This is a genomic window from Agrobacterium tumefaciens (assembly GCA_025560025.1).
Taxonomy (GTDB): Bacteria; Pseudomonadota; Alphaproteobacteria; order Rhizobiales; family Rhizobiaceae; genus Agrobacterium.
The window spans coordinates 482,516-499,236 of sequence record CP048486.1 but is presented as its reverse complement, the minus strand read 5'-3'; the positions used below and the strand labels follow the sequence as shown (position 1 = coordinate 499,236).

General features: G+C 59.1%; 15 protein-coding genes. 5 read left to right on the top strand and 10 right to left on the bottom strand.

Features of this window, described 5'->3' with window-relative positions; translation table 11 throughout:
• The first annotated feature begins 5 nt into the window (after positions 1–5).
• A complete protein-coding gene (locus FY152_16175; protein ID UXS33708.1) occupies positions 6–1,037 on the top strand; it encodes an ABC transporter permease in 1,032 nt (343 codons plus the stop codon).
• Between the two features lie 95 nt (positions 1,038–1,132).
• Here FY152_16175 and FY152_16170 read toward each other — a convergent pair whose 3' ends face one another.
• On the bottom strand, positions 1,133–1,888 hold the full coding sequence (locus tag FY152_16170; GenBank protein ID UXS33707.1) for a gamma-glutamyl-gamma-aminobutyrate hydrolase family protein: 756 nt from the start codon (positions 1,886–1,888) through the stop codon (positions 1,133–1,135).
• A gap of 305 nt (positions 1,889–2,193) precedes the next feature.
• Between FY152_16170 and FY152_16165 the strand changes: the two genes are divergently transcribed.
• Complete coding sequence (locus tag FY152_16165; protein UXS33706.1) at positions 2,194–3,291, top strand: TRAP transporter substrate-binding protein; 1,098 nt, start codon at positions 2,194–2,196, stop codon at positions 3,289–3,291.
• Positions 3,292–3,674: 383 nt separating this feature from the next.
• Here FY152_16165 and FY152_16160 read toward each other — a convergent pair whose 3' ends face one another.
• Both FY152_16160 and FY152_16155 read right to left on the bottom strand, forming a co-directional pair.
• Positions 3,675–5,144, bottom strand: a complete 1,470-nt coding sequence (locus tag FY152_16160) for a TRAP transporter large permease subunit (protein UXS33705.1) — start codon at positions 5,142–5,144, stop codon at positions 3,675–3,677.
• Between the two features lie 32 nt (positions 5,145–5,176).
• Positions 5,177–5,716 (bottom strand): TRAP transporter small permease subunit, encoded by a 540-nt coding sequence (locus tag FY152_16155; GenBank protein ID UXS33704.1) that lies wholly within the window; start codon positions 5,714–5,716, stop codon positions 5,177–5,179.
• A 417-nt stretch (positions 5,717–6,133) separates the two neighbouring features.
• Between FY152_16155 and FY152_16150 the strand changes: the two genes are divergently transcribed.
• Positions 6,134–6,358 carry an aa3-type cytochrome c oxidase subunit IV gene (locus FY152_16150; protein UXS33703.1) on the top strand — a complete coding sequence of 75 codons (225 nt, stop codon included), beginning with the start codon at positions 6,134–6,136 and terminating at the stop codon, positions 6,356–6,358.
• A 50-nt stretch (positions 6,359–6,408) separates the two neighbouring features.
• Positions 6,409–6,942 carry a hypothetical protein gene (locus FY152_16145; GenBank protein UXS33702.1) on the top strand — a complete coding sequence of 178 codons (534 nt, stop codon included), beginning with the start codon at positions 6,409–6,411 and terminating at the stop codon, positions 6,940–6,942.
• Between the two features lie 59 nt (positions 6,943–7,001).
• Here FY152_16145 and FY152_16140 read toward each other — a convergent pair whose 3' ends face one another.
• Positions 7,002–8,255 carry an FAD-binding oxidoreductase gene (locus tag FY152_16140; GenBank protein ID UXS33701.1) on the bottom strand — a complete coding sequence of 418 codons (1,254 nt, stop codon included), beginning with the start codon at positions 8,253–8,255 and terminating at the stop codon, positions 7,002–7,004.
• A gap of 328 nt (positions 8,256–8,583) precedes the next feature.
• Here FY152_16140 and FY152_16135 point away from each other — a divergent pair, with 328 nt between their 5' ends.
• Entirely contained in the window at positions 8,584–10,320 is a 1,737-nt protein-coding gene (locus FY152_16135; protein ID UXS33700.1) for a PAS domain S-box protein, read from the top strand.
• Positions 10,321–10,505: 185 nt separating this feature from the next.
• Here the strand turns inward: FY152_16135 and FY152_16130 are convergent, their stop codons facing one another.
• From FY152_16130 to FY152_16105, 6 genes are all read right to left on the bottom strand, one after another.
• On the bottom strand, positions 10,506–11,825 hold the full coding sequence (locus FY152_16130; protein UXS33699.1) for an LLM class flavin-dependent oxidoreductase: 1,320 nt from the start codon (positions 11,823–11,825) through the stop codon (positions 10,506–10,508).
• 18 nt (positions 11,826–11,843) lie between these two features.
• On the bottom strand, positions 11,844–13,190 hold the full coding sequence (locus FY152_16125; GenBank protein ID UXS33698.1) for an MmgE/PrpD family protein: 1,347 nt from the start codon (positions 13,188–13,190) through the stop codon (positions 11,844–11,846).
• A gap of 4 nt (positions 13,191–13,194) precedes the next feature.
• The gene (locus FY152_16120) at positions 13,195–13,995 is read right to left on the bottom strand and encodes an amino acid ABC transporter ATP-binding protein (GenBank protein UXS33697.1); all 801 of its coding nucleotides are present in this window, start codon (positions 13,993–13,995) and stop codon (positions 13,195–13,197) included.
• Between the two features lie 12 nt (positions 13,996–14,007).
• Positions 14,008–14,790 carry an amino acid ABC transporter permease gene (locus tag FY152_16115; GenBank protein ID UXS33696.1) on the bottom strand — a complete coding sequence of 261 codons (783 nt, stop codon included), beginning with the start codon at positions 14,788–14,790 and terminating at the stop codon, positions 14,008–14,010.
• Positions 14,787–15,530: an amino acid ABC transporter permease gene (locus FY152_16110; protein UXS33695.1), complete on the bottom strand. Its 744-nt coding sequence runs from the start codon at positions 15,528–15,530 to the stop codon at positions 14,787–14,789. The genes FY152_16115 and FY152_16110 overlap by 4 nt, the downstream gene beginning before the upstream one ends.
• 195 nt (positions 15,531–15,725) lie before the next feature.
• Entirely contained in the window at positions 15,726–16,562 is an 837-nt protein-coding gene (locus FY152_16105) for a transporter substrate-binding domain-containing protein (protein ID UXS33694.1), read from the bottom strand.
• Positions 16,563–16,721: the final 159 nt, after the last annotated feature.

The window sequence follows — 16,721 nt, the reverse complement described above, 5'->3', positions numbered from 1 at the left end:
ACGTAATGAATACGAACGCCGCCGCCAACGCAGAGTTGGATGCAAAATCCGGACGCAAGCCGCACAGGCGCATTCCGCCGGAAGCCAATATATTTTTCATCCTGATCGGCATCGCGCTGGTTTATGAGCTGCTCGGCTGGATTTTCATCGGCCAGAGCTTTCTGATGAACCAGCAGCGCCTCACGATCATGATCCTGCAGGTGTCGGTGATCGGCATCATCGCCGTTGGCGTCACGCAGGTCATCATCACCGGCGGCATCGATCTGTCTTCCGGTTCTGTGGTCGGCCTGACGGCGATGTTGTCCGCAAGTGTGGCGCAATCCTCGACATGGCCGCGCGCCCTCTATCCGGGCCTTACCGATCTGCCGTTCTTCATACCGCTGGCCGTTGGCATATTGGCCGGGGCTTTGGCCGGCTTCATCAACGGGCAGCTTATCGCCCGCACCAAAATTCCGCCCTTCATCGCAACGCTCGGCATGATGGTGACGGCGCGCGGCCTTTCCAAATGGTACACGAAGGGTCAGCCGATTTCGGGGCTCACCGATGGTTTCAACTTCATCGGCACGGGCATCTGGCCGGTCGTGGTGTTCCTCGTCGTCGCCGTCATCTTCCATGTGGCGTTGCGCTATACGCGTTACGGCAAGTTCACCTATGCCATCGGCGCCAACCAGCAGGCGGCGCGTGTTTCCGGTATCAATATCGAGGCGCATCTTATCAAGGTCTATGCCATTGCCGGCATGCTGGCGGGTCTTGCCGGTGTCGTCACCGCTGCCCGCGCGCAGACGGCGCAGGCCGGCATGGGCGTGATGTATGAACTCGACGCCATCGCCGCAGCCGTTATCGGCGGCACCTCGCTGGCTGGCGGTGCCGGCCGCATCACGGGAACGGTGATAGGCACCATCATCCTCGGCGTCATGACGTCCGGTTTCACATTCCTCAGGGTTGACGCCTATTACCAGGAGATCGTCAAAGGCCTCATCATCGTGGCTGCTGTTGTCGCCGACGTTTACCGCCAGAAGAAACGCGCAAAGCGTTAAACACTCCTCCTCCCGGACTTGGGGCAAGCTTTCAGGCTTGCCCCTTTTTTATGCCCTGGCGATAGAGTTCCGACTTGCGCTGGAGGGTTGTGGTTTCAGACCTTGCTGTTTCGATACTCGTGAACGGCCTTGCCGAAAGCCTCGAACAAAGCGCGAGACGGCGCGTCCGTCTCGGCCCAATATTCCGGATGCCATTGCACGCCGACGGCGAAACCCTTGGCGTCAATGACGGAGACGGCCTCGATGGTGCCGTCCGCCGCCGTCGCCTCCACCTGCAGGCGCGGGGCTGTTTCAGCAATCGCCTGCCGGTGCAGCGAATTGATCTGGATTTCGCCTGACATGCCGAGATGCTGTGCAATGCAGGAGCCTTCGCGCACATGCACCGGCTGGCGGATGGCGAAGGCCACGTCGCGGTCGTCATGTTCGGGCTTGCGGTGGTCCCATATGCCGGGCTGTTCCTGAATTTCGGAAGCAAGCGTGCCACCCAGCGCCACGTTCAGTTCCTGGATGCCGCGACAGATGGCAAGCATCGGAATGCCGCGTTCCAGCGCGCGGCGGATCAGCGGCAGGCTGGTGGCGTCACGGGCCAGATCGAAGGGGCCGTCGCTTTCCCGTGCCTCTTTTCCGTAGAGGGAAGGGTGTACATTGGTGGCCGAGCCGGAAACGAGCAGGCCGTCGACCCGGTCAAGAATGGCGTCCACCTCATTGCCTTCCTCAAAGGCCGGAACGATGAAGGACATGACGTCCGCCACCTTCAGCGCGGCGGAAAGATACTGGTTCTGCGCGGCGTGCCAGTCGGCTCCGGTGAAATGCCGGATGTCGGCGGGAACGGCGATAATCGGTTTTGGCATGGTGGCTCCGGGGCGAATCTCCAAAAATTTGTGCGACTGCCGGCGGGGCAAGTCAAGCACGCCTTTTGCGTTCTGTCGGCAATATATGCGCCTAAAGTATAAGGCTGCATTGTGATATTTCAGTTGCAAATAAAATACGGAGGAGACCGCCGGAAAATTCCTCAAAAGGCCGGTTTCCGCGCGATTAATTCTTGGGGCGGGTGCTTGTCAGCCGGGCGGTAACCGTGCTTACTTTGCTGCGATGCCTGAACAGCAAAGAGGGGAATTCAAAGCTGCGGGCAGCGTTCATATCTGGGAGGATATAGATGGATCGCCGTTCCTTTATGAAAAAAGGTGCGCTGGCGGGAGCTGCTACGGCAGCCTTGGCCGCGCCCGCCATTGCACAGCAGAATACCAAGATCAACTGGCGCCTGACGTCGTCGTTTCCGAAATCGCTGGACACGATCTATGGCGGCGCCGAAGATATCGCCAAGCACGTTGCGGCCGCTACCGATGGCAATTTCACCATTCAGCCCTTTGCTGCCGGCGAAATCGTGCCCGGCCTGCAGGCGGCCGACGCCGTATCATCGGGCACGGTGGAAATGTGCCACACCTGCTCCTATTATTATGTCGGCAAGGATCCGACCTTCGCCATCGGCACGGCGATACCCTTCGGCCTTAATGCCCGCCTGACCAATTCCTGGTTCTATGAGGGCAATGGCAACAAGCTGCTCAACGAGTTCTATGCCAAGCACAATCTTTACGGCATGATCTCGGGTAATACCGGCGCGCAGATGGGTGGCTGGTTCCGTAAGGAAATCAACACGGTCGACGATTTCAAGGGTGTGAAGATGCGCATTGCCGGTCTGGCCGGCAAGGTGGTGGAAAAGCTCGGCGTCGTGCCGCAGCAGATCGCTGGCGGTGACATCTATCCTGCGCTGGAAAAAGGCACCATCGATGCCGCCGAATGGGTCGGCCCCTATGACGATCACAAGCTCGGTTTCCAGAAGGTGGCGAAGTATTATTACTATCCCGCCTTCTGGGAGGGTGGCCCCGTCATCCATTCCTTCGTCAATCTGGACAAGTGGAACAGCCTGCCGAAGAACTATCAGACGGCATTGCAGGATGCATGCGCTTTCGCCAATACCAGCATGATGGCGAAATATGACGCCAAGAACCCGATTGCCATCAAGCAGCTAGTTTCGGAGGGCGCCGTATTGCGGCCGTTCAGCCAGGAAATCCTCGAAGCCTGCTATAAGGCGGCGCTGGAAGTTTATGCCAATATCTCGGCCACCAACCCGGACTTCAAAAAGATCTACGAGGATCAGGTTGCCTTCAAGCGCGAGGGGTATCTCTGGATGCAGCTGGCGGAATATACTTTCGATACTTTCATGATGATCCAGCAGCGCAACGGCAAGCTCTGATTATTCGGTGACGGCGGACCGAGCAAAGACCCCGGGGATTTCGGTCTCCGGGGTTTTTGTTGTGCGTTCAAGCCTTCACGCGCCCGACAAGAAAGGGTGATTTACGATCTGATCGTTGGGCGCAAAAGCAGCAGGCTCCGCGACCAGCCGGAGTGTCGGCGAGGATTGGCCACGCCGACCTCGGCAAAGGCCTTGCTCTCAACTGTGGAGGTGATGCGATGTGGAAAACGCTGAGCATTGCATTCGTCATTAGGAAAAACCGGACAGGCTGGTCAGTGACTGTCCGGTTCCATTTCTAAAGAGAATAAACGGAAGGCAGGGGTGCAACCCTGTCTTCCACTCCGCAATCATAAGCGTTTCGCCCAGTCCTTACAAGACGCCGATCAGGGGCCGATCTTCGGGGGCTCGCCAAGATTCGGCATGCCCGGCAATCCACCCGGCTGGCCGAAATTGGGCATGGTGTTGCCACCCTGATTACCGAAGGCCGGCACCTCGATCTTGATGGAGTTCAGATCGACTTCGGGTGCCTTATCCAGCCAGTAGGTGACGGATTCCGGCCAGAAGATCACGATGGCGACGAGGATGAGCTGCATGCCGAGCCATGGAATGGCGCCCATGTAGATATCCGATGTCTTGACCGTGCGCGGCGCGATGGAGCGCAGGTAAAACAGTGCGAAACCGAAGGGCGGGTGCATGAAGCTCGTCTGCATGTTGATGCAGATCAGCACGCCAAACCAGATCAGGTCGATACCGAGCGACTGGGCGATCGGTGCCAGCATCGGAATGACGATAAAGGCGATTTCGAAGAAATCGAGGAAGAAGGCGAGGAAGAAGATGAAGATGTTGACGAAGATCAGGAAGCCGATGGGGCCACCCGGAATGCCCGACAACATGTGTTCGATCCACAGCGAACCGTCCATGCCCTGAAAGACTAGGGAAAAGCAGGTGGCGCCAACCAGAATGAACACCACCATGGAGGTGATGTGCATGGTGGAATGCATGCCCTGCTTGACGAGATCCCACGTAAGGCGTCGGTGCGCGGCGGCAAGCGCTATGGCGCCGACGACGCCGAGCGCGCCGGCTTCTGTCGGGGTGGCGAGGCCGAGGAATATGGTGCCGAGCACGAGGAAGATCAGAACGATGGAAGGGATCATGCCCGCCAGCACGCGGAACACCAGCGCGCGGTTGAGTTCTCCCCGTGCTTCCGGCGGCAGGGCCGGCAAATCCTTCGGCCGCACGATCGACATCAGCAGGATGAAGAGCATGAAGATGGCGACCTGCAGGATCGAGGGGCCGATTGCGCCGAGATACATGTCGCCCACGGATTTGCCGAGCTGGTCGGCAAGAACGATCAGGACGAGGGACGGCGGAATGACCTGCGTGATCGTTCCCGATGCCGCGATGACACCGGTGGCAAGCCGCGGATTATAACCGTATTTCAGCATGATCGGCAGCGAGATGACGCCCATGGTGATGACGGAGGCCGCAACCGTGCCGGTGATTGCGCCGAGGATCGCGCCGACGATGATGACGGCATAGGCAAGACCACCCGGAATGGCGCCAAATAGCTTTCCGGTTCCTTCAAGCAGATCTTCCGCAAGCCCGCATCGCTCCAGGATCGCGCCCATGAAGGTGAAGAAGGGAATGGCGAGCAGAAGGTCGTTGGAGACGATGCCGAAGATGCGCAGCGGCAAGGCCTGAAGAAAGGCCGGCGAAAAATGCTCGGTGAAGATGCCGATGACGCCGAAAACCAGACCGACGGTGGCAAGCGAGAAAGCAACCGGAAATCCGTAAAGCATGAAGATGATCATGCCGAGGAACATCAGTGGCGGAAGAATACCATATTCAAACATGGGAAATATCCTGAAGGTTCAGATCGGCGCGATCATTGCAGGGGTTTTTCGTACTTCGTATCCAGCGCATAAAGCCCGTTGAGGGCGCCTATGCGCTTGATGAATTCAGAAAATCCCTGAAGAACCAGAAGGGCGAAACCGGCAAAGATGATGAGTTTCACCGGCCAGCGAATGAGACCGCCGGCATTGGAGGACATTTCATTCTGATACCAGGAAAGCGTGAACATCGGCCAGGAAAGCCAGGCCAGATAAAAGCAGCCGGGCAGCAGGAAGAGCGTTATTCCGATAAGGTCAACCCAGATGCGGCTGCGCGAGGAAATCGCGCCATAGATAATGTCCACCCGCACATGTTCGTTCATGCGCAGTGTGTAGGACGCACCGATCAGAACGATAAAGGCGAACATGTACCACTGGATTTCCAGCCAGCCGTTTGAGCTGTAGTTGAAAGCATAACGAACCATGGCATTGCCGGCACTGACGAGGCAGCAGATAAGCACCAGATAACCGGCGACCTTGCCCAAAGTTTCGCTCGCAAGGTCTATGAGCGCACTTATTTTCAAAAGCGATTTCATGACTTTCCCCTCTTCCCTTATTGGGCCCTTTTCGGGTTTATGGCGGAGAGCAAAGCCGGGCGTGCATTGCGGCGGTCGCGCCTCCACGCGTATCCGCTGATTCAGGTCCCGGCGTTCCTCCCCACAGAATCCCGTGTATGGGCAGGCTGTTCGAAAAGCAACCGAAACCACTCTCAAACAGGCCGGACGACCGCCCTTTTCAACCGTTTGCGAAAGAATGTTGCCCAGCCGCACGCTTTGCCCGGCGCGCCTTTGTCCTAACATCGCGCAGATGCTGTTTCATTCCGAATGCATTGCACTTTTCGGCGACTTCATGTTACCTCTGGCTCTGGAGAATCCGGCACAAGCCCATGATCGTCCGCGGAGCAAATTGTTCTGCGCAGCGGCAGTGACGGATGGAGCAAAAGGGGAAGCGGAATGAGCGAACACCATACGGGTCCGGTCGAAGTTGGCGCCGAGATGAATTACGCCGAGCACGAAAAGACCTACAACGCTTTTCTGGCCATGACGAAATACGGTACCATGCTGGTATGTGTACTGATGCTGGCCATGGTCGCCGGTTTCTTCACCTCTGCAGGTTTCCTTGGTGGCCTGATTGTCTTCCTCGCCCTTTCGGTTGCAGGATTTTTTCTGCTGCGCTGAGCGATCCTGCGGGAACGGGGCGATGCCGGCCAATGCCAAAAGGTAAAGCCATGAACCGCCTGTTATCCTGTCTGTTCCTGCTGGCGGTGATTTCACATCCCGCCTGGTCTCGTGATTTATTGCCGTCCGAGCAGGACAAGCTCAAGACGCAGATCGAGCGGTTCAGCGCGGCGCTGAACCAGCAGGATTTCGAGACCGTCTCCAGGACGGTACCGCCGAAAATCTTCGAGTTCATTGCAAGCGACGCGGGTATTACCGTGGAGCAATTGCGCAGCGCCCTGACGGCGCAGATGCAGATGGCGCTGGCGGCGGTCAAGATAACCGAGTTCACCATGGATACGCGGGCGATCCGTGTCGGGCAAACGCCTGATGGAACGCCCTATGCACTTGTTCCGACAAAAACGGTGATGGAAACCGGGGGCCAGACAATCGAGGCGAAATCCCACACGCTGGCGCTGATCGATGGTACGGACTGGTACTTGCTGCGTGTCAGTGACCAGCAACAGGTGGCGACCCTGCGAAAGGTCTATCCGGCCTTTGCCGACGTGGAATTTCCGGAAGATTCCATGCAGCCGGTGAAATAAGCCAAACGTCCTTTCGAACCGGAAACACGATGGCCGGCATCAACCGGCCTGCCGCATATTCAGGAAAAACGCCCCGGCCGGAACGGATCGACCGAGATCGATGTATCCTCCCCGGTTGCGAGCTGTGTCACGAGGCGGGCGGTGGCTGCAGATTGTGTCAGTCCCAGATGGCCGTGACCGAAAGCATAGATGACGGAGGGCGTGGCGCGCGCCGTACCTATGACGGGAAGACAGTCCGGCATTGACGGGCGGAACCCCATCCATTGCCGGCCGCCTTCCACCTTGAGGCCCGGCAGAAAACGTCCCGCCTTTTTCAGCATGGCGTCGGATCGTTTGAAATTGGGCTTCAATTCCAGACCGCCAAGTTCGACAGAGCCGCCGATGCGGATGCCGGAGGATAGCGGGGTTACGGTGAAACCGTGGTCGTTGAAGTAAAGTTGCCGTGTAACGTTGAAGGCGCCAGCGGGCAGGGTGGTGTTATAGCCGCGCTCCGTTTCCAGGGGTACAATATTGCCAAGCGCCGCGGCCAGTTTCTTCGACCATGCACCGCAGGCGATCACCACCCTGTCGGCATCGATCTTGTCACCGTTTTCCAGCGTTACGATCGTGCTTTCGCCGACGGCGTCGATGCGTTCGGCTTCGCCCTTGCGCAGGCTCGCCCCCCGGGCAATCACCAGGTCAAAAATGGCACGGGTGAAAGCGTAGGGATCGGAGACCTGCAGGCCGTCCGGCGAAAACATGGCGTGACGGAACTGCGGTGCAAGACCCGGTTGCAGCGCCTCGATCTCGTCACGGCCGACACGCTGAAAGGAGAATCCGGCTTGCTCCTTTTCACTCCACTCCTTGCGGGCGGCATTAAAGCTTGTTTCGCTGTCGTAAAGATCGAGCGCGCCGGTTTTTGAGACGAAGGACGAGAGCTCGGGCATGGCGGTGACATGGGCCATTTCCGTCGCCGCCAGCCGGTTGATGTCACCAAGCGCCTTCAGCCCGTGGCGGAAGTTGCGCTCGGCGCTGGCGCGCCAGAAACGCCACAGCCAGGGCGCAATCTTTGCTGCATAAGCGGGCGGCACGCTGAGTGGGCCGAGCGGGTCGAAAAGCCAGCGCGGCGCCTTTTTCATGATGCCGGGAGCGGGAATGGGAATGATTTCGGGAAAGGCCAGGATGCCGGCGTTGCCAGCGCTCGCACCGCGGGCAACTTCGCCGCGCTCCAGAAGAACGACATCGCGCCCGGCATTTTGCAGGTAAAGCGCCGCCATGGAACCGATAATGCCGCTGCCGATTACCAGCACGTCGCATTTCAGGGTTTTGGTCATCGGCGCTCCTGCAACACAAATCTTTCAGGCCCGCCATAACAATGAATGCCGTTCCGATGAAAGGCCGCATTGCGCCGCGGCCGCAGAAATATCAGCAGTGTGGCAAATAAGCGGTTCCCATCTCGAGATAATGCGGTGAAAAATGGCGCAGCCTTCAAGTATTTTTGCCTGCCAATCCTGTCGCCATGCAAGTAGTTATGGGTCATCATTAATGGCTATTTAACGGTGTCCGGCTAGTTTCACCCGCAGGCGGACCGACCCTTTTTGTCTTTTCTGTTCGAGAGGTGAAGGAGGTCCGTATATTGGTCATCGCTGGGGGTTTAAAGGCATGTCTCACTTTTCCAAATTTGGTCTGGATGCATCTGCGGTGCTTGACGCCTTGAGCCGCTCCCAAGCCATCATCGAATTTGATCTTACCGGCAAGATTTTGAAGGCGAACGATAATTTCTGCAATGCGATCGGCTATCAGCAATCTGAAATCGTCGGGCGTTCCCACAGCATGTTCCTGTCTCCCGACGATGCGGCCTCCCCGGAATACAAGGTTTTCTGGGCGAAGCTTTCGCGCGGTGAATATGATCAGGGCCAGTACCGGCGGCGGGCGAAAAACGGCGACGAAATCTGGATCGAGGCCTCCTACAATCCGGTTTTTCGTTTCGGCAAACCTTACAAGGTCGTCAAGATCGCGACCGACATTACTGTAATCAAGCGCAAGAGCGCCGAGGATGACGGCAAGCTGGCGGCGCTTTCCCGGGCGCAGGCCATGATTGAATTTACGCCCGACGGAAAAATCCTTGGTGCCAATGAAAATTTCCTTGGCGCGCTGGGTTACACGGCGGAAGAAATTATCGGTAAACATCATTCGATGTTCTGCGAGCCGGCCTATGCACAGTCTCAGGACTATCGCAGCTTCTGGGATGAGCTTCGCACGGGCAGCTTTTCATCCGGACAGTTTATGCGGCTTGGCAAGGATGGCAAACGCGTTTTCATTCAGGCGTCCTACAATCCGATCCTCGATGACCGGGGCCGTGTCTTCAAGGTCGTGAAATTCGCTTTCGACGTGACCGACCGCATGCATGCGGTTGAAGAGCTTGGTGCTGCCCTCGAGCGGCTTTCACAATGCAATATCCGTGTCACGCTGGACAAACCATTCGTGGGCGAATTCGAAAGGCTGCGTCGCGACTTCAATAAGTCCATCGCGGAATTCCAGAAGACGCTGGAGAATGTTCTTGGTCAGACGGATGACCTGACCAAGAGCAGCCAGGAAGTCAGTGAAGCCTCCGTCAATCTCGCCGAACGCTCGCGCGAGCAGGCGGTGGCGCTGGAAGAAACCTCGGCGGCGCTTGAACAGATTACAGCCACCGTTCGCTCATCGACCGAAAATACCAGGGAGACGCGCAAGCTCGTTCAGAGCGCAAGGACATCGACGGCGGCATCGACCGAAGTGGTTGAGCGGACCGTCAATGCCATGCAGCGTATCGAGACGGCATCGCGCGAAATCAGCCAGATCATCGGTGTTATCGACGAGATTGCCTTCCAGACCAACCTTCTGGCGTTGAATGCCGGCGTGGAAGCCGCGCGTGCGGGTGAAGCCGGCAAGGGCTTTGCCGTCGTGGCGCAGGAAGTGCGCGAACTTGCGCAACGCTCCGCCAACGCTGCGAAGGAAATCAAGGCGCTTATCAACAATTCCGGCACCGAGGTTCTTGAAGGTGTAAGGCTGGTGGGTGAGACCGGCGAGGCGCTGAAGCAGATCGACGCGCTGGTAAGGCACATCGACGGCAATGTCGATATGATCGCGAAGGCAGCCGATGAGCAGGCAATCGGCATAGGCGAAATCAATCGGGCGGTTAACCGGCTTGACCAGATGACGCAGGAGAACGCTTCCATGAGTGCCCGTACCACCGTGATAAGCACCACGCTGGCGCAGGGCGCCGATGTGCTCGCACAACTCGTCAGCCTGTTCAAACTGAACCGCCGCACGGTTCAGCGTGAAGACGGATCGTCCATGCCGTCGGATTTTTCGAATGCCAGCCGGCGCGATCAGCCGGCGAGGCGAGCGGCTGCGTAAAGGGCGGGCTTACGTCCCCTCGGATAGCGGGAGAGGTAGTCAAACCTCTCCCCCATCATTCTTCGGCCTCGATCCGGGGATGACGCCGGATGTCTGCTTAAAGTCCAGTCATTGCAGCAAGCGCATTGGCGCGTTGAATGAACTTCTGATGCGGATGCCCCTTTTGATCAGGCATCCGCATTCCGTCATCCGCGCAATGGCGGCCGTTCGATACCGAGATGGTCGCGCAGTGTCGAGCCTTCGTAGTCCCTGCGGAACAGGCCGCGTTCCTGCAGCAGCGGAACGACCTCGCGATTGAATTCCTCCAGCCCGCCGGGGAAGAAGGGCGGCATGACGTTGAAGCCGTCGGCCGCGCCGTTTTCGAACCATTGTTGCATGCGGTCGGCCACGTCTTTGGCCGTGCCCATGACGATATGGTGGCCGCGGCCTGCCGCAACGCGCAGTGCCAGCTCCCGGATCGTCAGCTTTTCGCGGCGTGCAAGTTCGGTCAGAAGTTCAGCGCGGCTGCGCAACTGGTCGGAAATCGGCAGGTCCGGCAGCGGGCCGTCAAGATCGTAATCGGCAAGGCTGTGGCCGATGCGTTCTTCAAGCAGCGGCATTGCGCTCTTGATATCGGTCCAGCGGTTCAGTTCCTTCAGCTTTTCGCCAGCCTCTTCAAAGCTCCTGCCGATGATCGGCATGAAGCCGGGCATCACGGCGACGCTGGCCGGATCGCGGCCGAATTTCTCCACGCGCGCCTTGAGACTGGTATAGAAGGCCTGCGCTTCGGAAATCGCCTGCTGGGCGGTGAAGACGATGTCGGCGGTGCGGGCGGCGAGATCCTGCCCCGGCCCGGAAGAGCCGGCCTGGATGAGAACCGGATGGCCCTGCGGCGAGCGCGGAATATTGAGCGGTCCCTTGACCGTGAAATATTTGCCCTCGTGGTTGAGGATATGGACCTTTTCCGGATCGACATAACGGCCCGCCTGCTTGTCCTTGACGAAGGCGTCGTCATCCCAGCTGTCCCACAGGCCGCGAACGACATTCACATATTCTTCCGCCACCGCATAACGTTCGTCATGCTCGGGATGGTCCTTGGAAAAATTCGCCGCCGTGCGGGCATAGGAGGTGGTGACGATGTTCCACGCCGCGCGGCCGTGGCTCAGATGATCGATGGAAGCGAAGGCGCGGGCGGTGTGGTAGGGCTCGCCATAGGTTGTGGAGGCGGTGGCGGCCAGCCCGATCTTATCGGTGACCATGGCAAGGGCTGCCAGCAGGGTCAGCGGCTCGAAACGGGCTATCATCGAGGGGTGGGCGTCGACGCCGCTGGTCAGGCCGTCGGCGAGGAATACCATGTCGAACTTCGCCGCTTCGGCCATTTTCGTAACACGGGTGAGCAGATCGAAATTCTCGCTGCCGGCTTCGGCATCGGGGTGACGCCAGCCGGAAACGTGGTGCCCGGCGCCCTGCAGGAAAAGGCCGAGATGCATCTGTCTTTTGCGTGTCGTGGTGGTCATGGGGATCATGCCTTCATGTCGGTCGAGTTATATTTGCGATACCAGAAGCGTTTCGAGCTTCCTGAGGTCGGCTGCGGTCTTCATGGACCGCACCAGTGCCGGAATACCGGAGAATTTCTCATTGCCGCCGGTCGCGTCGGCAAATTTTTCGGTCGGGTCATCGATGCCAGGAAGCCCCTCGACACGGCGCGACAGCATCGTGCCGTCCTTCTTCGTCACGTCGATGACCACGAACCGGGTGGTCGGATCGGGCGAGAGGCGGCGGGCGGTTTCGTCATGCCGGCGTGAGACTCTGGCGGAAAGGGCAAGCAGGTCAGCGCGCGTCGGGCGTTCGTCGAAATGGCCGATACCAAGCGCTCCATCCGTCAGCGCTGCGGCGAAGACATATTCGGCGCTGAAGCGGGCGTCGATGCCCGTCGTGGGCGTCGCGGGGCCGACGAGCGCGGCGTCGCCGCCGGGCGGGAAGGTGATGGTGACCGTTTCGATCTCGTCCGGCGTCAGATCATTGCTGTTGCGCAGCGCCAGCGCGCCGACGGCAACGGGATGGCTGGCGGTGCAGCAGGGAAAGGCCTTGAGGGTGAGGCCGGGCGAGACGATCTGCCAGGGTGCGCCCCAGCCGGAGAGAACACGTTTCGGTTGCTCGGCGCCGAAGGCGTAGGCGGAATAAAAACCGATGGGGTTTTCCAGAAAATCCGGCGCGCCCTGAAAGCCCGATCGCGCCAGCCGCGCGGCGGTAAGGCCGGCACGCGTGGCAAGCCCCGCATGCAGCGGCTTGGCGTCATAACCGAATTGCAGGCGAAGCCCGGCCGATTGCGTGGCAGCGAGGCCGAGCGCAACGGCCGTTGTCTGCGGATCGAATTTCAGGAGATGGGCAATCGCCGCCGCGGCACCGATGGGGCCGAGAGTGGCGGTGGCGTGGAAGCCGTTTTCGTAATGTTTGGTGCCGAGCGAGAGGCCGAGACGCGCCATGGTTTCCAGCCCGACGATATAGGCGGCGATGAAGGCGTCCGCCGTGGAGCTCTCTTCGACCGCGATAGCCAGCAAAGCGGGAATGATGGCGACAGTCGGGTGGCCGCGTACGCTGCCGTGAACATCGTCATAATCAAGCACATGCCCGGCGTGACCGTTGATGAGGGCGGCGGTGAAGGCATCCGTGCGCAGATCGTGGCCGATAATGCCCGCCGTGCCTGACGTGCCGGGTGTAAAGCTGTCGATCAGGATTTTCGTGCTTCTGTCGGCAGCGCCGCCCAGCACACAGGCGAAAAAATCGATCAGCGCCGTGCGGGCGATGGCCACCGCCTCCTCGTCACGCAGGGGATCGGAGGCGGCAATCGCTTCGGCAAGATGAAGGGTGAGCTTTTCGTCGGCGGTCATGGCATCAGATCCCTTCGCCGTCATTCACCCGTGCCACCTGCCCACCGAGACCCTTGACGAAGGCGTTGATGCGCGGATTGGTCGACTTGTAGAAGATGTGCTCCGGCGTGCCCTGATCGACGATCAGGCCGTTTTCGGTGAAGACGATATTGTCGCTGATTTCTTCGGCAAAACGCATTTCATGCGTGACGAGAATGCTGGTCATCCCGTCATTGACGAGATCGCGGATGACGGCGAGCACTTCGCCCACGGTTTCGGGGTCGAGTGCGGAGGTGACCTCATCGAACAAAACCAGTTCCGGCCGCATGGCGAGAGCGCGGGCAATCGCCACGCGCTGCTGCTGGCCGCCGGAAAGCTGGCCGGGATAGGCATCGACCTTCTGGGAAAGACGCACTTTCTCCAGCAATTCGCGGGCATGGCGTTCGGCCTCCGCCTTCGGCGTGCCGAGAATCTTGATCGGCGCGATGGTGATGTTTTCCATCACCGTCAAATGCGGGAAGAGGTTGAACTGCTGGAACACGATGCCGATGCGCTTGCGCAGCGCAATGCGCTCCGCCTCGGTTTTCAGCTGGTCTACTCGCGTGCCGCCAACGGTGATCTTGCCCGATTGCGGAATGAGAAGGCCGTTGATGCAGCGCAGGATGGTGGATTTGCCGGAGCCGGAAGGGCCGATGATGGAGACGGCGTCGCCCTTGTTCACCGTGAGGTCGATGCCCTTCAGGACCTGATTGTCACCGAAGGACAGGTGTATGCCTTCCAGTTCGACCAGGGCTTTTGCGGCGGTTTGTGGTGCGGGTGCGGACATGGCTTGTTCCAATCAGCGGGAAGCGAAGCGCCGCTCGAGGCGCTGCGTGAAACGGGAGACGGGATAGCAGAACAGGAAGAACGCCATCAGAACGGTGAGATAGACCACGACGGTGAAATCGTTGCGCTGCACGGCGGTGCTCGCGTCCGTCGCGGCGTGCAGAAGCTCATGCACACCGACCAGCGAGGCAAGCGCCGTGCCCATGGTGATCGACGCATAGAGGTTCATCCATGGCGGCAGCGAGCGCTTCACGCATTGCGGCAGGATGATCCAGCGCAGTGTCTGGTTGCGCGAAAAACCCAGCCCCTGCGCCGCTTCCCATTGCGCCGTCGGAATCGACTGGATGGCGCCGCGGGTGATTTCGGCGATATGGGCGCTGGCCGGAATGGCGAGACCGACGACGGCCTTGATCCAGTCCGGGAAGGGAATGTAGTTGCCGAAGGCGACGATCTCGAAGGGGAAGATGTAGGTCGCGGCGAAGATCAGCACCAGATGCGGGGCGTTACGGAAGACCTGCACATAGGTGAGCGCCGGCGCCCGCACGAGGCGGTAGGGCGCAAGCTCCATGATGCCGAGGAGGACGCCGATGAAGGTGCCGATGGCGATCGCAAGGATGCTGATCAGCACATTCATGGCAAAACCTTTGGCAAGATAGGGTAGCCATTGCAGAAGCACCTGACCGAGCGAAGGATCGAGGATCAGCCACGAAATGACTGATATCAGCACGCCGAGCAGCAGAATGGTGCCGAAGGGCGGCTTCTTTACCGCCTGTGTTGGAGAAACCACCGCACTCATTGACCGAACCCCGGAACCGCAAGACGCCGTTCAAGCCAGAGACCGGCCCTTGCGACGATAAAATTGATGACGCTGAAGAAGATCAGGATGACGATCATCAGCTCGACCACATTGTCGCGCTGCGTCCAGATCAGGATCGAGGCATAGGTGATTTCACCCACCGCAATTGCCGAACCAACCGTGGTGAGCTTCACCAGATTGACGAGGTTGTTGATGATGGAGGGCAGCGCCGTGCGGATGGCCAGCGGAAATTCCACATAACGTAAAATCTCGAAGGAGCTGAAACCGATCGCGCGCGCCGCCTCGATGGTGGTGGCCGGCACCGCCTCGATACCGCCGCGCAAGGCCTCCGCATGGAAGGCGGCGATATGCAGGCCGGTGATGGCGACGACCCAGAAGAAGGGCGTCAGCGGGTTGTTCTGCGCGCCGCCCAGCGCATTGGAAATCAGCATGTTGAGCACGAGGAAACCGCACATCAGCTGCACCAGCGTCGGCGTGTTGCGCGTCAGTTCCACATAGGCGCGCACGGGGCCGGCGAGCCAGACCTTGCCCGATGTCAGCATGGCCGCGAAAATGAAGCCGAAGATGAGGCTTAGCGGCAAAGTGACGGCGACGAGGATCAACGTCATCTTCATGCCGTCGAGCCAGATCTGAACCTCGTAACCGCTGTTCAGAAAGTCATAGTTGAGGCCAAGATGCGCGGCCAGTTCTATGAAGCGCGCTGTAAATCCATCCTGCATCGGAAATCCATGCTGTTGTCGCGGGTGCGCCGCCCTGCAGGCGGCGCCAGAATGACCTGTCTTGCTTTAAAGCAGAAAAGAACGGCGGGCGAAACCGGCCGTTCCTGATGGTCATAGGAAATCACTCCGCCTGTTCGGCATCATCCTCCCCCTGCGGTGAGGACAGGCAAGGAACGGAGCGACCCTGCGCCTGTCTTATTGCGCCGAAAGCTTCTTCTGCTGCTCTTCCATATAGCCGATGCTCGGCAGACGGTTGGCCTTGGCGAATTCGAGCATCTTGCCGGAGGCGTGCAGTTCCTTGACGATCTTGTCGAGAGCGGCCTGCGTGTCGCTTTCGCCCTTGCGCAGCCAGATCACGGAATCAGACGGGATCAGGTCGGTGGGGATGAGGATGCCGTAATCCTTCCACTCATCGGCGCGGTCCTGAAGCATCAGGCTCAGCGTGCCGTTGACGTGAACGGAGACGTCGCAATTGCCGCCCTTGAGTGCCAGCAGCGATTCCGGCTGGCTCGGCAGTGCCTTAACCTGCGCGCCATATTGTTCGATCAGCGGCTGGGTGTAGTTCGAGCCTTGCGAAACGCAGGCGATCTTGCCCTTCAGGTCCGGCCAGTCCTTGATGCCACTGTCCTTGCGGCCGATGGCGGCGCCACCCTGGCGGTCATAGGGGGTCGGAACGTAATCGAGCGTTTTGGCACGCTCTTCCGTATACTGCATGTTGGCGATCAGAATATCGACCTTGCCCTGCTGCAGGAACTGCACGCGGTTGGGCGGGGTCACGGTTTCGGTGACCAGCTCGACACCGAGGCCGGCGGCCAACGCCTTGGCGACGTCGATGTTGAGACCCTTCTGCTCCTGCGTCTTCGGATCGATGAAGCCGAAAGGCGCGCCGGACAGGATGACGCCGACGGTGAGCTTACCGCGACCCTTGATCCGGTCGAGCGTTGCATCCGCGTGAGCGGCGGTGGCCATCGAAGCGATGACAACGGTTCCGGCAATGAGTTTTGCGGCAAATCTGGAGAAAGAGAGGGCCATGGGTATTTCCTTTTGATTGTAGGTGGAAACTACATGAGGCACCCGCCAAGAGCGAGAATTGGCATTGCGTGAAAAATAGTATGAATAAAATCCGGTTCCAATAAATCTTTCAGAAAGAAAAATTATCCTAATAATTTGGAATCGTAGAATCCTGTTCTT

Bases quoted from the DNA above. Each gene is read 5' to 3' on its own strand.
- FY152_16175 (UXS33708.1), top strand. From the start codon at position 6: ATGAATACGAACGCCGCCGCCAACGCAGAGTTGGATGCAAAATCCGGA.
- FY152_16170 (UXS33707.1), bottom strand. From the start codon at position 1,888: ATGCCAAAACCGATTATCGCCGTTCCCGCCGACATCCGGCATTTCACC.
- FY152_16165 (UXS33706.1), top strand. From the start codon at position 2,194: ATGGATCGCCGTTCCTTTATGAAAAAAGGTGCGCTGGCGGGAGCTGCT.
- FY152_16160 (UXS33705.1), bottom strand. From the start codon at position 5,144: ATGTTTGAATATGGTATTCTTCCGCCACTGATGTTCCTCGGCATGATC.
- FY152_16155 (UXS33704.1), bottom strand. From the start codon at position 5,716: ATGAAATCGCTTTTGAAAATAAGTGCGCTCATAGACCTTGCGAGCGAA.
- FY152_16150 (UXS33703.1), top strand. From the start codon at position 6,134: ATGAGCGAACACCATACGGGTCCGGTCGAAGTTGGCGCCGAGATGAAT.
- FY152_16145 (UXS33702.1), top strand. From the start codon at position 6,409: ATGAACCGCCTGTTATCCTGTCTGTTCCTGCTGGCGGTGATTTCACAT.
- FY152_16140 (UXS33701.1), bottom strand. From the start codon at position 8,255: ATGACCAAAACCCTGAAATGCGACGTGCTGGTAATCGGCAGCGGCATT.
- FY152_16135 (UXS33700.1), top strand. From the start codon at position 8,584: ATGTCTCACTTTTCCAAATTTGGTCTGGATGCATCTGCGGTGCTTGAC.
- FY152_16130 (UXS33699.1), bottom strand. From the start codon at position 11,825: ATGATCCCCATGACCACCACGACACGCAAAAGACAGATGCATCTCGGC.
- FY152_16125 (UXS33698.1), bottom strand. From the start codon at position 13,190: ATGACCGCCGACGAAAAGCTCACCCTTCATCTTGCCGAAGCGATTGCC.
- FY152_16120 (UXS33697.1), bottom strand. From the start codon at position 13,995: ATGTCCGCACCCGCACCACAAACCGCCGCAAAAGCCCTGGTCGAACTG.
- FY152_16115 (UXS33696.1), bottom strand. From the start codon at position 14,790: ATGAGTGCGGTGGTTTCTCCAACACAGGCGGTAAAGAAGCCGCCCTTC.
- FY152_16110 (UXS33695.1), bottom strand. From the start codon at position 15,530: ATGCAGGATGGATTTACAGCGCGCTTCATAGAACTGGCCGCGCATCTT.
- FY152_16105 (UXS33694.1), bottom strand. From the start codon at position 16,562: ATGGCCCTCTCTTTCTCCAGATTTGCCGCAAAACTCATTGCCGGAACC.